Source organism: Pseudomonas sp. UBA6323 (assembly GCF_002439135.1).
Taxonomy (GTDB): Bacteria; Pseudomonadota; Gammaproteobacteria; order Pseudomonadales; family Pseudomonadaceae; genus Aquipseudomonas.
Genome location: NZ_DJSX01000035.1, coordinates 25,076 through 42,140 on the forward strand (window position 1 = coordinate 25,076; position 17,065 = coordinate 42,140).

Genomic DNA, 17,065 nt, shown 5'->3' on the forward strand with positions numbered 1-17,065 from the left:
TCTCAGTCATCGTTCTGTCCTTCTTTACCAAAGGCCACCAACAAGCCATCGAAGATGGCGCAGGCGGCATCCAGCAGTTGATCGTCGTTTTCCAGGCTGGCCCGCAGGCCGGCGAGCACCCGTTCCACGCCGGCGGCCTCGGCAGGCTGGGCACCGCCGATGTCGAGGTAATGCACCAGTGCTGCCATGCGCTGCAGACCGGGCACGTCCAGTGCGAAGCTGGCCTGCAGGGTCTCGAAGGTGACGCGGTTGCCGACATGGCTGAAGCGCGCACCATCGAAATCGAAGCCCAGAGCGTCGGCGGGGCAATCGTCCGCAGACGGCAGCCAGAGGATGCGCGCCGCCGGGTCGATGAAGCGCCGGATCAGCCAGGCACTGGCCAAGCGGTCGACCCAGGGCCGGTGACGCGTGGCCCAGACCCGCCCCTTAAACTCCGCCGAAGACAGTCGCTCGATCTCCTGCTCGTGACTGCAGGGCTCGTCTCTGGACAGCGCGCGACTGATCGCAACCTCCAGCTCGCGCAACTGGGCGTCGGTTTGCTGCTGATCCGCCCCGGGGAAGAAGTCGATGTCCTGGACCTGAGCGAAGGCCTTACGCAGTTTTCGAGCCTGGCGCATGACCGCAAGCGCGGTGTCAGGGGCCAGTTGCGCGAGCTGTGCATCTACCTCTGCACGCAGCTTGGCGTAGTCCTCCGCACGCGCGAACAGGGGAATGAAGCGCTCACCCTGCGGGTCGCATACCGGCAACAGGCAGACGTAACCCTCGCTGTCGAGAATGTCGCGTTCGACCGCCGACAGGGTTTCTCGACAACCCGGCCGGTCCGGCAGCAGGTACACCCCATCGCGCAGCACCGCGGCCCCTGCCCCCTTCAACGCTCGCCAGGCGCGCATGCGCTCGGCGGCATTGGCTGTAGGCAAAGCCATGACCAAGCAGAGCCAATCACCCATGTAGCAATCTCACAAAAATCGTTCGATCTCTACAGTATCTTGATTATCAGCCAAGGAGAAGCCGCCCGATCAACGGTTAAGCCAGAAACTCAACGGCCAGACAGAAACACAGCTTGTAAAAGATGTCTTGCTACGCGCGACAGCCGTGGTTACTCGAAAGTGTCCGTGCTAACGGGGGTAGAACCCCCTGCCTCTCGCCCTGGCTGTTGCACGCCATGGCTGCATTTCTGCTGCTCGTCAGCAACGCCTCTGGGCGTTTGTCGCCGGGTCGATACCCTGCTGAGCTTATCCGCCAATCGCCACAGTATGCTGTGTTGTCCCAACCTTCTTAGTCCCCGCCGAAACGGTCTTTGACCCCTCCTCCCCCAGTACCGAACCTTTCGCCCGCGGCACATCGGCGTGCCGCGTGCTTTGTCTGGGAGGTCGGGTTCAGGGATGCATGCAACAACGGTTCTGTACGGCCAAGTGCTGGTGGTGTTGGCCATTACCCTGTCCGGGGTATGGGGTGCCACGCAGTGGACGGCTGCTGCGCTCGGCTATCAAGCTCGCCTGGGGGCACCCTGGTTCGAACTGCTGGGCACGCCGGTGTATCACCCCTGGCGTCTGTTCGAGTGGTGGTTCGTCTTCGATGCCTATGCGCCGGACGTCTTCAACGTCGGCGGCAGCATCGCCGCCTGCAGCAGTCTGCTGGCGTTGGTGGTGGCCATCGGGATGGCGATCTGGCGAGCGCGCCAGGCACGCCGCGTCACCACTTACGGCTCGGCGCGCTGGGCCGATGCGGATGAGGTGCGCAAGGCTGGCCTGACCCAGTCCGCGGGAGTGTTCCTCGGCCAGTGCGATGGGCAGTACCTGCGCCACGAAGGCCCTGAGCATGTGCTGACCTTCGCGCCGACGCGCTCCGGCAAGGGCGTCGGCCTGGTGGTACCCACCCTGCTCTCCTGGCCGGCCTCGGCGGTCATCCACGACATCAAGGGCGAGAACTGGAGCCTGACCGCGGGATGGCGCTCACGTTTCTCCCACTGCCTGCTGTTCAACCCCACCGACCTGGCCTCGGCCGCCTACAACCCGCTGCTGGAAGTGCGCCGTGGCGCCCACGAGGTGCGCGACGTGCAAAACATCGCCGACATCCTGGTCGACCCGGAGGGCGCACTGGAGCGGCGCAACCACTGGGAGAAGACCAGCCACGCGCTGCTAGTCGGCGCCATCCTGCACGTGCTCTACGCCGGTCAAGACAAGACCCTACGCGGCGTTGCCAACTTCCTCTCCGATCCGGCCTGCACCTTCGAGCTGACCCTGCACCAGATGATGACCACACCGCACCTGGGTGATGCACCGCATCCGGTAGTGGCCTCGGCCGCCCGGGAGGTGCTCAACAAGAGCGACAACGAGCGCTCGGGCGTGCTGTCCACGGCCATGTCCTTTCTCGGCCTATACCGAGATCCAACGGTGGCCGAGGTCACCTCGCGCTGCGACTGGCGTATCGCCGACCTCATCTCGGCCGAGCATCCGGTGTCGTTGTATCTGGTGGTGCCGCCCTCGGATATCAGCCGCACCAAGCCGCTGATTCGCCTGATCCTCAATCAGGTCGGCCGGCGCCTGACCGAGTCGCTCGACGGCTCGGATGGCATCGAGCGCCGGCACAAACTACTGCTGATGCTCGATGAGTTTCCAGCGCTGGGGCGGCTGGATTTCTTCGAGACGGCCCTGGCCTTCATGGCCGGCTATGGGCTGCGCGCCTTCCTGATCTCGCAGTCGCTGAACCAGATCGACAAGGCCTACGGCCAGAACCACTCGATCCTCGACAACTGCCATGTACGGGTCACCTTCGCCACCAACGACGAACGCACCGCCAAGCGCATCTCCGAGACCCTGGGCACCGCCACCGAACTGCGAGCGCAGCGCAACTATGCCGGCCACCGCCTGGCGCCCTGGCTGGGCCACCTGATGGTGTCGCGCCAGGAAACCGCGCGCCCGCTGCTGACGCCGGGCGAGGTGATGCAACTGCCCAGCGACGAGGCCGTGGTGATGCTCTCCGGCCTGGCGCCGATCCGGGCGAAGAAGCTGCGCTACTTCACCGACGCCAACTTCCAGAGCCGCGTGCTGCCAGCGCCGCGCTTGCAGCCGGGCGGCTATGCCGACGCTCCGGCGCCACGAGCGGACGACTGGAGCGGCCTGACCGTGCCTGCGTCCGTTGCCGTGTCGCCGGCCGACCTGAGCGATGACGAAACCATTGAGGAAGGCGGCCCGCGCCGTCAGCCCGAACTAGCGGAGCTCGCCCAGTTGCCGGATCACGACGAGTTGACCAACGACCTGCTGCTGCTCGACGAAGACGACATTCCCGCCCCCTTCCCCACCCAGCCGGACCCACGCCTGCAACGCGTGGCGCGGCTGGCCGCCCTCGACCCTGACGATGGAATAGCCCTATGAGCCGAGCCCGCCTCAACCTGTTTATCCAACCCGAGCACGCCAAGCGTCTGAACGAACTGGCGATCACCAAGGGCGTATCGAAGTCCTCGATCATCGCCGCGGCGCTGGCCTCCTGGCTGTCACCCGAGTCCGGCGAGCAGCGCGAGGTGGCCATGGCCAAGCGCCTGGACCGGCTGTCACGTCAGTTCGAGCGCCTGGAGCGCGACCAGCACATCCTTATCGAGACCGTGGCGCTCTACGTGCGCTACTACCTCACGGTCAGCACGCCGGTGCCCGAGGCGCATCAGGAGGCGGCCCGCGCGCAGGGCAAGCTGCGCTTCAGCCAGTTCGTCGAACAACTGGGGCGCCACCTGCAGCGCGGACGCAGCTTGGTCAGGGACGTACAGGAAGAGGTTCAGGCAGAGGCTCAGGTCTCGGGAGAGCGTCCATGACTGTCGCCTCCTCCCCAATGCTGAGCGCTGCCGCAACGTCCATGGATCGCCGTACGCGCATGTTGCGCACGGCAATGGGCCCGCTGATCGCTGCCGCCCTGGATGATCCAGACGTTGTCGAAGTAATGCTCAACCCCGATGGCGTGCTTTGGCTGGACCGCCTGTCCGCTGGCCGCGCCCATCTGGGCACGCTGGCAACTGCCGACGGTGAACGGATCATCCGCCTGGTGGCCGCGCATGTCGGCCAGGAGGTACATCGCAACAAGCCGCTACTGAGCGCCGAGCTGCCAGAGACTGGCGAACGCTTCGAGGGTCTACTGCCGCCAGTGGTGGCCGGGCCGACCTTCGCTCTGCGCAAACGCGCCGCTGGCGTCATCCCGCTGCAGCAGTACGTGGCCGACGGTATCCTCAGCGCGGCGCAAGCCGAGTACCTGCGCGTGGCCGTGCGCGAGCGGCAGAACATCCTAGTGGCCGGCGGCACCAGCAGCGGCAAGACCACTCTGGCCAATGCACTGCTGGCCGAGGTGGCCGGCAGCGGCGATCGCGTACTGGTGCTGGAGGACACGGTCGAACTACAGTGCCCGGCCCTCGATAACGTCGCTCTGCGCACCAAGCCCGGCGTGGTCTCCATGGCTGATCTGGTGCGCAGCACGCTGCGTCTGCGCCCCGACCGCGTGGTGGTCGGCGAGGTGCGCGGCGGTGAGGCACTGGATCTGATCAAGGCCTGGGGCACCGGCCATCCAGGCGGTATCGCCACCCTTCATGCCGGCTCTGCACAGGGCGCGCTGCTGCGCCTGGAGCAACTGATTCTGGAAGTCGCCCTGACCGCGCCGCGGGCGCTGATCGCCGAGGCGGTCAACCTGGTGGTGTTTCTCGCCGGGCGTGGCCGCACGCGCTATGTCCAGCAGATCGCCCGCGTCACCGGCTATGACGAGCGCGGCTATCAACTCACGTCCATCGCCCCAGCATTCATTCCTTCGCTACCTCAGGAAAACAGCCATGACTGCCTGCCATCTCTGCGTTGCTAATCGTCGTCGCTTCATCGGCGCCGTGATCCTCGGTGCTCTATGCCTGAGCGCTTCCCTGCCGGTGCTCGCTGCTGGCTCCGGCATGCCCTGGGAAGGACCGCTGCAATCGATCCTTGATTCGGTGCAGGGTCCGGTGGCTCGCATCATCGCAGTGATCATCATCATTACCACTGGCCTGACGCTGGCCTTCGGCGACACCAGCGGCGGCTTTCGCAAGCTGATCCAGATCGTCTTCGGCCTGTCGATTGCCTTCGCCGCGTCGTCGTTCTTCCTCAGCTTCTTCAGCTTTGCCGGCGGGGCGGTGATCGCATGAACGGCGAGCGCGAACTCATCCCCGGTTTCGAGGTGCCACTGCACCGCTCGCTGGCCGAGCCGATTCTGCTCGGTGGCGCGCCGCGCAACGTGGCGATCCTCAACGGCACTCTTGCGGCAGTGGTAGGCCTGGGCCTACAGCTGTGGCTGCCTGGCTTGGCGCTCTGGTTGGTAGGTCACTCGCTGGCGGTATGGGGTGCCCGTCTGGACCCGCAGTTCCTGCAGGTGTTTGCCCGGCACATCAAGCAGCCGTCGCTGCTGGATGTGTGAGGAGGCCGCCATGCTAAACCTCACCGAATACCAGCGCCGCCCCGTACAGTTGGCCGACTGGCTGCCCTGGGCCGGCCTGGTCGCACCCGGCGTCGTATTGAACAAGGACGGTTCTTTCCAACGCAGCCTGCGCTTTCGAGGGCCAGACCTGGACAGCGCCACCCAAGGCGAGCTGGTGGCCACCTCAGCGCGCCTGAACAATGCCCTGCGTCGCCTTGGATCGGGCTGGGCGTTGTTTGTCGAAGCCGAGCGCCTGGCGGCCGCCGACTACCCTGACAGCGACTTTCCCGAGCCGTTGTCCTGGCTGGTGGACGAGGAGCGCCGAGCCGCATTCGAAGCTCTGGGCAGCCACTTCGAGAGCAGTTATCACCTGACGCTGCTCTACCTGCCGCCGGAGGAGTCGCGCTCGCGCGCCGCCGGCCTGCTCTACGAGCACCGGGCGCAGCGCGACGTCAACTGGCGCGAACGACTATCTGCTTTCGTCGCCGAGACGGCTCGTTTATTCGACCTGCTGGACGGGGTAATGCCGGAGCTCGCCTGGCTCGATGACAGCCAGACGCTGAGTTACCTGCATACCACGATTTCGACCCATCGCCAGCGGGTGGCGGTACCCGAGGTGCCCTTCCATCTCGACGCCCTGCTGGCCGACAGTCCGTTGACCACTGGCCTGGCGCCACGCCTGGGCGAGCAGCACCTGCGCGTGCTGTCGGTACGAGGCTTCCCGACCTCGACCTGGCCAGGCGTACTGGACGACCTTAACCGAATGGGCTTTGCCTATCGCTGGTCGACCCGCTTTATCTGCCTGGACAAGGACGAGGCCGAGAAGGAACTGGTGCGCCTGCGTCGGCAGTGGTTCGCCAAGCGCAAGGGTGTTCTGGCGCTGCTGCGCGAAGCGATCTTCCAGCAGGAGAGCCCACTGCTCGACAGCGATGCCGCGAACAAGGCCAGCGATGCCGATGCGGCGCTGCAGGAACTCGGTGCCGACCAGGTCGCCTTCGGCTATGTGACCGCCACCGTGACGGTGAGCGATGCCGACGCTCAGGTCGCCGACGAGAAGCTGCGCCGGGTCGAGCGAGTGATTCAAGGCCGTGGCTTCGTCACCATCGCCGAGAGTCTCAACGCGGTGGAGGCCTGGCTGTCGTCGATCCCCGGCAACGCCTACGCCAATGTCCGCCAGCCGCTGATCTCCACGCTCAACCTGGCACACTTGATGCCGGTCTCGGCAGTCTGGGCTGGGCCGGCACGCAACGAACATCTGGGTGGCCCGCCATTGGTGATCACCCGCACTGATGGCGCAACACCGTTTCGCCTGGTTACCCACATTGGCGATGTCGGCCACACGCTGGTGGCCGGCCCTACCGGTATGGGTAAGTCAGTGCTGCTGGCGACCTTGGCCCTGCAGTTTCGCCGCTACCCGGATTCACGCCTGTTTCTGTTCGATATGGGACGTTCGCTGCGCGCAACGGTGCTGGGCCTGGGTGGCGAGCACTACGACCTTGGAGGCGACGGAGACCTGGCCTTCCAGCCCCTGGCGCGCATCGACCAGCCCGGCTACCGCGCCTGGGCCGCCGAGTGGCTGGAGGCTCGCCTGCTGCAGGAAGGTGTGGCCGTCGGCCCCGAGCAGAAGGCTGCGCTGTGGACGGCACTCGACAGCCTGGCCGGCGCGCCGGAGGCGCAGCGCACGTTGACCGGTTTGTCGGTGCTGCTGCAGGACAACGCCCTACGCCAGGCGCTGCAACCCTACGTGCTGGGCGGTGCCCATGGCGCATTACTGGATGCCGATCAGGATCGTCTGGGCAGCGCCGACGTGCAGTGCTTCGAGATGGAGGAGCTGATGCACAGCAAGGCGGCGGCGGCCGCCGTACTGAGTTATCTGTTCGCCCGTTTCGAGGAGCGCTTCGACGGCGCGCCGACCCTGCTGATCCTCGACGAGGCCTGGCTGTTTCTCGACGATCCGCTGTTCGCCGCGCGCATCCGCCAGTGGCTCAAGACTCTGCGCAAGAAGAACGTCAGCGTCATCTTCGCCACACAGTCGCTGGCCGACATCAAGGATTCCAGCATCGCTGCGGCAATCATCGAGAGCTGCGCCAGCCGCATCTTCCTGCCCAACCCGCTGGCGGGCGAACCGCAGATCCGCGACATCTACCAAGGCTTCGGCCTCAACGACCGACAGATCGAGATCATCGCCCAGGCCACGCCCAAGCGTGATTACTACTACCAGTCGCGCCTGGGCAACCGCCTGTTCGACCTCGACCTGGGGCCGGTGACGCTGGCCTTCGCCGCCTCGGCCAGCCCGGCCGAGCAGCGCGAGATCGACCGCATTTTGCAGACGTCCGGTGCCGCCGATTTCGCCCCTGCCTGGTTGCGTCACCGCGGCCTGGACTGGGCCGCCGACCTGCTCACCGCTTATCCCTCGTCACGCAAGGAGTGCCTGCCATGAGATCCTCTGTCCACCGTTTTCCCTGCGCAACGCTGCTGGTACTGGGTCTGCTGGCCGTGAAACCGGCCAGCGCTTTCACCGTAATCGATCCGACCAACTTGGTGCAGAACACGCTGACTGCGGTGCGCACCCTGGAGATGGCAAACAATCAGGTTCGCCAGTTGCAGAACGAGACCCAGATGCTGCTGAACCAGGCCCGCAATCTGCAGCGCCTGGACTACAACGTGATCAGCCAGTTGCGCGCGAGCTTGGCCAACACCGAGCGACTGCTCGCCGAGGCGAGAGGGCTGGCCTACGAAGTGCAGCGCCTGGATCAGGAGTTCAGCCGCCTCTACCCGAACGAGTACACCAACGATGTCAGCAGCCAGCGCCTGGCAGAAGAAGCGCGGGAGCGCTGGCAGCAGGGCCTCATTGGGCTGCATACGGCGCTGCGCGTGCAGGCTCAGGTGACACAGAGCCTGGCCGAGGATGAAAGCGCCTTGGCCGCCCTGGTGCAGCAGAGCCAGTCGGCGGGAGGTGCCTTGCAGGCTGCCCAGGCCACCAATCAGTTGCTGGCCCTGCAGGCCAAGCAGTCGATCCAGGCACAGCAACTGCAGATCACCCAGAACCGCGCCATCGCCCTGGAGCTTGCCCGTCAGTCTGCTGCGGCCGAAGAGGCGCGCGAACGCCGGAGACGCTTTATGGGCAACGGCACGCCCTACACCCCCTACCCCGTGCAGTTCTATCGGTAGGGAGGCGACTCCATGAGATACCTGACATTGCTGCCGCTGCTGGTGCTGGTCGCCTGCGGACAAGGCGACAACGGCGTCATGGCTAAGCAAGCCGATGCGACTAAGCGCTTCTACTCCGGCTGTGCTCGGCACGGCGAGTTTCTGCGGCTTACCGACTTGCCCGCGATCCCTCCGAGTTTCGATGAGGACGCGCAATGAACGACGTCAGCGTGATCGATCGATTCCTCGAGGTGTTCGGGCTGTATATCGACACCGGCTTCGGGCTGCTCGGCGGCGAGGTGGCCTTTCTCACCATGACCCTGGTGGTGATCGACATGACCCTGGCCGGGCTGTTCTGGGCCATGGGCGGTGAGGACGTTAGCGCCAAGCTGATCCGCAAGATCCTTTATGTCGGCGCCTTCGCCTTCATCATTGGCAACTTCAATGCCCTGGCGAAGATCGTCTTCAACTCCTTCGCCGGGTTGGGTCTGCTGGCCTCGGGTTCCGGGTTGAGTCATGCGGAGTTTCTGCAGCCAGGGCGGTTGGCCGCGATTGGGGTTGATGCCGGAGGGCCACTGCTTGAGCAGATCAGCAGCCTCAGCGGATTTCCTGAAGTCTTCAGTAACCTGCACAGCATCCTGGTGTTGTTTCTGGCCTGGCTGGTGGTGATCGTCAGCTTCTTCTTCCTGGCCATTCAGCTGTTCGTGACCTTGGTCGAGTTCAAGCTGACCACCCTCGCCGGCTTCGTGCTGGTGCCCTTTGCGCTGTGGAACAAGACCGCCTTTCTCGCCGAGAAGGTGCTGGGCAACGTGGTCGCGTCCGGCATCAAGGTGCTGGTTCTGGCGGTGATCGTCGGCATTGGCAGCGGGCTGTTCGCCGAGTTCCAGGCTATGCCGGACGAGCCCTCCATCGACCATGCGCTGGTGGTCATGCTCGCCTCGCTGGCCCTGCTGGGCCTGGGCATCTTCGGGCCGGGCATTGCCACCGGGTTGGTCTCCGGCGCACCGCAACTGGGTGCTGGTGCAGCAGCCGGTACCGCGCTAGGCGCGGCGGGCATGGCTGCTGGTGCTGCTGCAGTCGCCACAGGTGTCGGCGGCGCGGTATTGGCCGGCGCACGTATGGCACCCGGTGCAGCGCGCTTGGCAATGGGCGGCGCTCGCTCTCTGGCAGGAGCTTCTTCCAGCGCTGCAGCAAATGGCGCCCCAGCAGCTTCCGATCCTGCAACAGCCCCAGCCAAACAGCCCGATTGGGCCAGGCGCCTGCAGCGCAGACAACAACTCTCACAGGCCACCAGCACAGTCGCCCACACCCTGCGCGGCGGCGATGGCGGTGGTTCATCACCTGGGCCGCAGATCCGCGACCCATCGAATTCGTAAAGGAGGACGAGGATGCGATTCAGACGCCCACGGGTGCGCTACAGCGACACCCCTCAACCTGTCACCCCTTACCAGGCAGCGGCACAGGCCTGGGATCTGCGCATGGGCAGCAGCCTGGCGCAGGCACGCAACTGGCGACTGATGGCCTTCGGTTGCCTGGGCCTGGCGCTGCTGATGGCAGGCGGGCTGGTCTGGCGTTCGGCGCAGTCGACGGTGACGCCCTATGTGGTGGAGGTCGACAACCTTGGTCAGGTACGCGCGGTCGGCGAAGCCGCCAGTCCCTATCAGCCCCAGGATGCGCAGATCGCGCATCACCTGGCGCGCTTTATCGATCTGGTGCGTTCGCTATCGATCGATCCGGTAGTGGTCCGGCAAAACTGGCTGGAGGCCTATCACTCCACCACCGACCGCGGCGCAGCCACCCTCAACGACTATGCCCGCGCTAACGATCCCTTCAGCCGGGTCGGCAAGGAGTCGGTGTCGGTAGAGGTCACCAGCGTGGTGCGCGCCAGCGATAGCTCGTTCCAGGTGCGCTGGATCGAACGCCGTTTCGTGAATGGTTCAGCCGCCGGCCTGGAGCGCTGGACCGCGGTGATCTCGCTGGTGCTGCAACCTCCACGCACCGAGGAAAAGCTGCGCCGCAACCCGCTCGGCATCTACGTCAACGGCCTGTCCTGGAGCCGCGAGTTGGACACTACGGAAGGAGCCAAGAAACCATGAAAACCTCCCTGAACCTCTGCCTCTGCCCTTTGCTGCTGAGCGTGCTGGCCGGCTGCGCCAGCCAGGAACCGCCAGTGATAGCGCTGGATGAACCGATAGAAGCGCAGCGCCTGCCGGAGCCGCCCAAGCCCATCGAAGTGGTGGAAGTACCCAAGCCCCTGGCCCTGCCCGCACAGCTCAAGCCACTGCCGGAAACTCAACCCAGCAAACCCGCCAAGGAACCGGCCGATGAGCGAGTGCGGGTCTCGCGTGCCAATCGCGACGCTCGAGTCGCGCCGAGCCGCGAGGGCTATATCAACGCCATCCAGGTCTGGCCTTACTCCGATGGCGCGCTGTATCAGGTTTACGCCAGCCCAGGACGGGTGACCGCAATCAACCTGCAGCCTGGCGAGGAACTTGTCACCGTGGCCGCTGGCGACACCGTGCGCTGGATCGTCGGTGACACCACTAGTGGTAGCGGCGACGAGCTACGCACCAGCGTGCTGATCAAACCGACGCGGGTCGATCTCAAGACCAACCTGGTGATCACCACCACGCGCCGCACCTACCTGATCGAGCTGAGTTCCACCGAGCAGGCCTGGATGGCGTCGGTGTCCTGGGACTACCCGAAGGATCGCATGCTCGCCCTGCAACGCCGTGCCAGTGCCGCCCAGGCCGCGGCGCCGGTGGACGCCGGCCTGGCGCTAGAGCAGTTGCGCTTTCGTTATGCAATCAGCGGTAGCAATCCGCCCTGGAAACCGCTGCGCGCCTTCGATGACGGCCGTAAGGTGTATATCCAGTTCCCCGCCGGTATCGCCCAAGGCGAGCTGCCGCCGCTGTTCGTAATTGGCCCCGAAGGTGACGGGCAGCTGGTCAACTACCGCTTCCGCTCGCCCTACTACATCGTCGATCGCCTGTTCGGCGCGGCCGAGCTGCGCCTAGGCGCCGACAAGGGTGACGTGGTGCGGATCGAGCGCACCGACGGCGTGGCACGGAGGCGCTGAGCATGACGGGTAAGGATAACGACCAAAACGCGGCAACCTCGCTACCGACCAAGGAGGCGCCGGAGTCGCTGGAGCTGCGCGCCAAGCCTCGCCCTGTCACCCGCCTCAACCCACGCATGCTGGCGGTAGTGGTGGGCGGCCTATCGGCTGCGGTACTAGGAGCCATGCTGTGGTCGCTGCAACCGCAGCAGCGCCGCCAGGGCGCAGAGCCGAACGAGCTATACAACGTCGACCGAGTGGCACGCTCCGAGGGGCTGGAGCAGTTGCCGGCAGACTACTCGCAGCTGCCGCCTCCCCCTGCACCCGAGGTGCCGCAATTGGGGCCGCCGCTGCCCGGCGATCTGGGCGGGCCAATCCTCAGGGCGGAGCAGCAGGCGCAAGGTTATGGACATGGGCCAGATGCCGCCGAAGCAGAGCGCCTGGCCCTGCTCAAGGAAGCTGAGGAAGCAGCGCAGTCCTCGGTGTTTTTCCAGACCAGCAACGCGAGGAAATCGAGCGTCGCATCCGACGGTGTCGCCCAAACAGTTCCCATGACTCCGGGTATGACCTCGACGGACGCACTAGGCGGAATATCAGGAACACCAACGCAGCAGGAGCGGAACGAGGCGTTTCTCAGTAAATCCGTAAACGCACAAATCCGTAATTCCGGATTGCTGCAGATGCCTGAGTCGCCTTACCAGGTGATGGCCGGCACCATCATCGCGGCGGCACTGATAACTGGCATCAAGTCGGATCTACCCGGCGACGTGATCGCCACGGTGACCGAGCCGGTCTATGACAGTGCCACCGGTCAGCACGTGCTGATTCCCCAGGACTCGCGCCTGCTGGGCCGCTACAACAGCCAGGTGAGCTACGGACAAAGCCGCGTGCAGGTGGTGTGGCAGCGAGTGATCCTGCCGGACACCTCGTCCTTCCAGCTCGACAACCTGGTCGGTACCGATGCCGCCGGCTATGCCGGTCTCGAGGATGGCGTCGACTGGCATTGGGATCGGATCGTCGCCGGCGCGGCCATGACAAGCCTGCTGGGCATCGGTGCAGAGTTGGCGGCACCGACCAGTCGCACCGATGGCGACCGCATCATCATCGCCGGACGCGACAGCCTGCAAGACACAGTGAATCAGGTCGGCCAGGAGGTCACCCGCCGTAACCTCGATATCCAGCCCACGTTGACCCAGCGCCCCGGGTTACCACTCCGGGTAATCGTCAACCGCGACCTGGTACTGCGCCCCTATCAACCTTTCTCCACTCAACAGAGGAACCCGCAATGAGCACGACCAAGCTGCGTCTCGGCCCGCTGCCGAAAACCGAGAACCTGAAGCTGACCTTCACCTGCCCGGCCACCCTGAAGGCCGACCTCGAGCGCTACGCGGCACTGCATTCGCATACCTATGGCGAAGAGGTCGACGCCCTGACGCTCATCCCGCACATGCTGGAAGCTTTTATGGCGAGGGATCGGGTGTTCAGGAGAACAAATACACAATCTTGCACCGGCAATTGATAAGTCTGCATTCCCCCTCCCAGCTGCCGTGATGACAACGGAAGAAAACCCACACACGGTTGAAAACCGTGACCCAATACATCACACTCATCACTATGATTGTAAGCTTCCGGCACAAAGGTCTACGCATTTTCTTTGAATCTGGCTCAACCAAAGGCATTCGGGCCGACCACGCAAAGCGCCTGGGCCGAATGCTGAGTTTTATGGATAGAGCCAATGAACCCGCCGACCTCGACATCCCCGGTTGGCGGCTACATCCCCTCAAAGGGGAACTGGAAGAGTTCTGGTCACTCACCGTCAACGGAAACTGGCGAGTGATCTTTCGATTCGTGGGTAGCGACATCGAGCTCGTCGACTACCTTGACTACCACTAAACAGGAGGGGGTTATCCATGACCATGTTCAACCCACCACACCCTGGTGAAACCCTGCTTGAGGATGTGCTCCCCGAACTGGGCATCAGCATTGCCGAACTTGCCCGCCGCCTTGGCTTTGCGCGGGAATCCCTGTCTCGCATTTTGCACGGCCATGCGCCGGTCAGTCCGGATTTGGCTGTTCGCCTAGAGTTGGCCGGCATCGGCAAAGCTCGCACCTGGCTCGGAGTGCAAGCCGACTACGACCTTTGGCAAGCCAGGCATCGCGAACAGCCGCACATCGAGCGATTTGCTGCGATTGTTTAGTTCCGTATGGAAGAACGAGGGAGGCGACGTCGATGAAAGGAAAGGCCCTTGGGCGCAATTCAAGCCCGCTGTCGACCTTCTTCAGGAAACAGCTCTGATACAGCCAAGCGCGCTGCTTATGGTGCAGCAGCTGAGCGTGCCATCGCAAGGTACTCGAAGAAGCGAAACTCATTAGAGAAGCCAAGGCAATAGCCTGAAGTGTTCGTCGCGCCACCGAGCGCCGCTATCCACATCCGGCTTTGAGGGATTAGCCTTTTCAGCGACGCCCACTCAGTCCATGCCGAAATAACAACGGCTGGGCAGTCCGCGAACACTACCGACGATCAAACATCTCGAAGACCGCTTGCAACTGAGAATGGTCGGAAGCCCGCTTCGCAGCTGATCGTAAAGCAAGATTCTGCAGTTTCCGTTTTACCGCAGGTAGCTCTGCTGCCTGTGGCAACTCGATCAAGTCAAAATCTGGATTCTCCATCTCGACGGATTCCAGAAATGCTCTCGACTGCGGGGTAAGCCACTCTGAAATTTGTCGAAGAAGCCTGGCGCGGTGCTCCAGCAGTATCTCTGAGCTGACAGGGGCTGCAGTCATACCACGGAAGTGGGTCTGGTATATCGCCTCGAAATCCTTGGGTTCATTGGGAACCAGCATCTCCCAGGCAGGTTTCGGGCTACAGGTCATGTAGATCAGGAAGGTTCGCCAAAGTCGCTCATCTGTGCGCGGATCGGCCAGAAGCAAACCGATATCAAACAGGTCACGCGGATGCTGCCTCGACAATGCTGCTGCCATTTTCCCCGCATATAGATCCGCAAAGTCGAGCACCTGGATCGAGGCAAAGCCAAAGGCCTCTTGGACCTGCGGCTGGACAACCATTGTCCGTACCGGATGCACGGAACCGCGCATCACCGGAGTCGTTTCTATTTGGACTCGGGCTCGTCCACGACTCACTATCAGTCTGTTTATGAAGCCACCTCTCTCTGGCGCCGATGTTTGTACCTGTAGCCTTAATGACGCAGAGCCAAGTGCCCTTCCCAGACTTTCTAATGCATCGGAGATCTGACCAGCATCCTGCGCATAGTCCTGCATCGGCAACCAAGTCAGATCGATATCCACAGACAACCTGGGCAAGTCATGCTCGAACAGGTTGATCGCCGTCCCTCCTTTGAGGGCAAATCGTGTTTCTTTCGCCAAGGTCGGCAAAATTTCCACCAACAACTGGACTCGGTCGGTGTAGCGCTTATCCCAGGTGCTCATCAAGATCCGCCGGCAAGGTTATTTGGTAGGTTGGGTTCAAGCGACCACCGGGAACCAGACAACGCTTCCCCTTCCCGAGATAGACGCCGTCCAACGAGAGATGATCCACCCAGGCGTGCTGGTGGCGTTCTGCGAGGGCTAGAAATAAGCGCTTGGCTTTTATGCTGGTGCAATGTCGCAGCAGCATGCTTACCCTTTGGGGACGAAGGGTGTCCGCGCCCTGCATCAGCGCATCCACTTCATAAACGAGCGACGCGTCCGACACGCCATCACACAGCTCGAGGATTGCGCGCTCAGGTGTCGCGACTACGATGCGGCCGCGGTCGCCATCAGCATCCACCCACTCGAGCCCAAGATTCCTTAGGGCTTCGTCATCCATGTCGGCCTTGAATGACAATGCTGGCAGATTGAATGGGCTTTTGCCGCACAGCACCACCTCTGCCTTCAAGGGAAGCTTTTCCACCCAGGCAGGGAGGCTTCCAGGGCCATATAGAGTGACCCTCTCACGCTCGCCCAACCGCAGGTAGTGCTCGTGCCCATGCCAAGCCAAGGCAAAACGCCCGCCAACATGCAGCGGCAATCGCTCTCCTTCCTGCAGCGCGTGCACTACAGCAGCCCAGGTGAGACGTCCGCCTCGTCGTTGATAGATTCCACGCGCAGGCGATTCCAGCCAGCCGCTCGCGATATATCGCGCTACCAGGTTGCTGCTGTAGCCATGAGCCTTCAACCAGCTACTGGATACCAAGTCGCTGTCGCCGAGCCCTGCAAGCAAGGAGTTTAGTTTTTCAGACTTTTGCACACTCATAGTGAGCAAAATAGAGCTTTTCTAAACCTTCAGCAAGAAGATGGTTTAGAAAATCTAAAAAATACTCACCAATAGTGAGCAAAATTTAGTTTTTATAAACCACACAAGGAACTCTTGAACATTGCTATAGGCGCTCCCTAGGCCCCTTCCATTCCAGCAACGCCTGTAGCGGATCCAGTTCGCCAACAAGCTCACGCGCTTGAGCGAGCTTGTCCATAGCAATGCATCGCTCGGCTTCGGGCAGATTCGATGCGGAGCTCTCTGCATCACTGAAAAAGGCCTGGATCCGCTTTATGTCATCCCACTGCTTGATGGCACTCAACAAATCAGCCCTCGCCTGCTCTCTTGCCTCATTCTCCCGTCGAACTTGCTGCCTCTCCTCGAGCCGGCATATCTGCTCCTTCCACTCCTGCTGACGAATTCTCGCCTGTTCCTCGGCCTCCTCTACCAATCGGGCAATTACAGGCGCGGCGTCCGTGAGCTGCTGGACGATCTCATCCAGCTGGCCGCGTAGCGAGCCTTGCTTAGCCTCCTTCCAACTCTGAGACCAATCAGTCCACGGATATGGCGAGAACGCCCTTATGCATAGGCGGCCGGTCGCAAAGTCCATGCGCGTCGACCAGTTCCAGGTTGGGCTTAAGCGGCGCATCTGCTGCGACGGTATCTTGGAGGTGGGGATGTACTTGCCATCGATGTAGCGGGCCTCCAGTTCCTCAGTCATCTCAAATAACGTCAACCCAATGGCAACGGTCCCGACGAAAACCACTGTGGGCTTGGATGGTGACCACAACGCCGGATGCCGGTGCATTGGCTTCTTGGGTGGGTGTTCATGCTCATCAAACGAGGCCCGGGCATAGGTTCGGTCACTCGGTGCAAACATCACGCGATGGCCGGCAGCTTCCAGCTTGAGAAACAGCTGATTCGCCAGTTTCAGAGCCGGCTCAAGCTGAGGCTTGGTCACCACGACATCCACCAGACGCTGCCTACCTGGCTTGAGGAACCCCTGGTCGATGACTCGCCCATGCTCAAAGACCTCATACGCCCCCACGACAACAGGGTGCTGCCTTGATCGCGAAATGCGGAGCTGTTCGGGTTTGATTTTGCGCGGTGCAGGTGCCTTCGGTACCGGTCGAGAAACAGCACCAAGAACATCTCCCTTGCGCCAGACCTGCGGATTCCACGGTCATCTG

19 protein-coding genes are annotated in these 17,065 nt (G+C 63.0%); 15 read left to right on the plus strand and 4 right to left on the minus strand.

What is annotated here, in order from left to right; genetic code table 11:
• Positions 1 to 2: 2 nt before the first annotated feature.
• Positions 3 to 947, minus strand: coding sequence for a chromate resistance protein ChrB domain-containing protein (locus tag B3P22_RS08045; protein ID WP_170961164.1), 945 nt, complete (start codon positions 945 to 947; stop codon positions 3 to 5).
• Between the two features lie 435 nt (positions 948 to 1,382).
• Between B3P22_RS08045 and B3P22_RS08050 the strand changes: the two genes are divergently transcribed.
• The 15 genes from B3P22_RS08050 to B3P22_RS08120 all read left to right on the plus strand — a co-directional run bounded on the left by B3P22_RS08050 (position 1,383) and on the right by B3P22_RS08120 (position 13,821).
• On the plus strand, positions 1,383 to 3,374 hold the full coding sequence (locus tag B3P22_RS08050) for a conjugal transfer protein TraG (protein WP_104727874.1): 1,992 nt from the start codon (positions 1,383 to 1,385) through the stop codon (positions 3,372 to 3,374).
• Complete coding sequence (locus B3P22_RS08055) at positions 3,371 to 3,805, plus strand: CopG family transcriptional regulator (RefSeq protein ID WP_104727876.1); 435 nt, start codon at positions 3,371 to 3,373, stop codon at positions 3,803 to 3,805. The genes B3P22_RS08050 and B3P22_RS08055 overlap by 4 nt, the downstream gene beginning before the upstream one ends.
• Positions 3,806 to 3,864: 59 nt before the next feature.
• Positions 3,865 to 4,833 (plus strand): P-type conjugative transfer ATPase TrbB, encoded by a 969-nt coding sequence (gene trbB, locus B3P22_RS08060; RefSeq protein WP_104727878.1) that lies wholly within the window; start codon positions 3,865 to 3,867, stop codon positions 4,831 to 4,833.
• Positions 4,805 to 5,146, plus strand: coding sequence for a TrbC/VirB2 family protein (locus tag B3P22_RS08065; protein WP_104727880.1), 342 nt, complete (start codon positions 4,805 to 4,807; stop codon positions 5,144 to 5,146). The genes trbB and B3P22_RS08065 overlap by 29 nt, the downstream gene beginning before the upstream one ends.
• On the plus strand, positions 5,143 to 5,415 hold the full coding sequence (locus B3P22_RS08070) for a VirB3 family type IV secretion system protein (RefSeq protein ID WP_003116617.1): 273 nt from the start codon (positions 5,143 to 5,145) through the stop codon (positions 5,413 to 5,415). The genes B3P22_RS08065 and B3P22_RS08070 overlap by 4 nt, the downstream gene beginning before the upstream one ends.
• A gap of 10 nt (positions 5,416 to 5,425) precedes the next feature.
• Complete coding sequence (gene trbE, locus B3P22_RS08075; protein WP_104727882.1) at positions 5,426 to 7,855, plus strand: conjugal transfer protein TrbE; 2,430 nt, start codon at positions 5,426 to 5,428, stop codon at positions 7,853 to 7,855.
• Positions 7,852 to 8,586 carry a P-type conjugative transfer protein TrbJ gene (gene trbJ, locus B3P22_RS08080; protein ID WP_104727884.1) on the plus strand — a complete coding sequence of 245 codons (735 nt, stop codon included), beginning with the start codon at positions 7,852 to 7,854 and terminating at the stop codon, positions 8,584 to 8,586. Before trbE ends, trbJ begins: the two co-directional genes overlap by 4 nt.
• A 12-nt stretch (positions 8,587 to 8,598) precedes the next feature.
• Complete coding sequence (locus B3P22_RS08085; RefSeq protein ID WP_100549549.1) at positions 8,599 to 8,784, plus strand: hypothetical protein; 186 nt, start codon at positions 8,599 to 8,601, stop codon at positions 8,782 to 8,784.
• Positions 8,781 to 9,941 (plus strand): P-type conjugative transfer protein TrbL, encoded by a 1,161-nt coding sequence (gene trbL / locus B3P22_RS08090; RefSeq protein ID WP_100549550.1) that lies wholly within the window; start codon positions 8,781 to 8,783, stop codon positions 9,939 to 9,941. The genes B3P22_RS08085 and trbL overlap by 4 nt, the downstream gene beginning before the upstream one ends.
• A gap of 12 nt (positions 9,942 to 9,953) precedes the next feature.
• Positions 9,954 to 10,661, plus strand: a complete 708-nt coding sequence (gene trbF, locus B3P22_RS08095; RefSeq protein WP_100549551.1) for a conjugal transfer protein TrbF — start codon at positions 9,954 to 9,956, stop codon at positions 10,659 to 10,661.
• Positions 10,658 to 11,644 (plus strand): P-type conjugative transfer protein TrbG, encoded by a 987-nt coding sequence (gene trbG / locus B3P22_RS08100; protein ID WP_104727886.1) that lies wholly within the window; start codon positions 10,658 to 10,660, stop codon positions 11,642 to 11,644. Before trbF ends, trbG begins: the two co-directional genes overlap by 4 nt.
• Positions 11,645 to 11,646: 2 nt before the next feature.
• Complete coding sequence (locus tag B3P22_RS08105) at positions 11,647 to 12,912, plus strand: TrbI/VirB10 family protein (RefSeq protein ID WP_100549553.1); 1,266 nt, start codon at positions 11,647 to 11,649, stop codon at positions 12,910 to 12,912.
• Positions 12,909 to 13,142 (plus strand): DUF2274 domain-containing protein, encoded by a 234-nt coding sequence (locus B3P22_RS08110; RefSeq protein ID WP_100549554.1) that lies wholly within the window; start codon positions 12,909 to 12,911, stop codon positions 13,140 to 13,142. Before B3P22_RS08105 ends, B3P22_RS08110 begins: the two co-directional genes overlap by 4 nt.
• A 95-nt stretch (positions 13,143 to 13,237) precedes the next feature.
• Positions 13,238 to 13,516, plus strand: a complete 279-nt coding sequence (locus tag B3P22_RS08115) for a type II toxin-antitoxin system RelE/ParE family toxin (protein ID WP_019339397.1) — start codon at positions 13,238 to 13,240, stop codon at positions 13,514 to 13,516.
• Positions 13,517 to 13,533: 17 nt separating this feature from the next.
• Complete coding sequence (locus tag B3P22_RS08120; RefSeq protein ID WP_003116607.1) at positions 13,534 to 13,821, plus strand: HigA family addiction module antitoxin; 288 nt, start codon at positions 13,534 to 13,536, stop codon at positions 13,819 to 13,821.
• Between the two features lie 313 nt (positions 13,822 to 14,134).
• Here the strand turns inward: B3P22_RS08120 and B3P22_RS08125 are convergent, their stop codons facing one another.
• The 3 genes from B3P22_RS08125 to B3P22_RS08135 form a co-directional block, all read right to left on the minus strand.
• On the minus strand, positions 14,135 to 15,070 hold the full coding sequence (locus B3P22_RS08125) for a nucleotidyl transferase AbiEii/AbiGii toxin family protein (RefSeq protein WP_116618464.1): 936 nt from the start codon (positions 15,068 to 15,070) through the stop codon (positions 14,135 to 14,137).
• Complete coding sequence (locus B3P22_RS08130) at positions 15,054 to 15,875, minus strand: type IV toxin-antitoxin system AbiEi family antitoxin domain-containing protein (RefSeq protein ID WP_104726998.1); 822 nt, start codon at positions 15,873 to 15,875, stop codon at positions 15,054 to 15,056. Before B3P22_RS08130 ends, B3P22_RS08125 begins: the two co-directional genes overlap by 17 nt.
• Before the next feature lie 124 nt (positions 15,876 to 15,999).
• Positions 16,000 to 16,836 (minus strand): hypothetical protein, encoded by an 837-nt coding sequence (locus B3P22_RS08135; RefSeq protein WP_252857212.1) that lies wholly within the window; start codon positions 16,834 to 16,836, stop codon positions 16,000 to 16,002.
• Between the last annotated feature and the right edge of the window lie 229 nt (positions 16,837 to 17,065).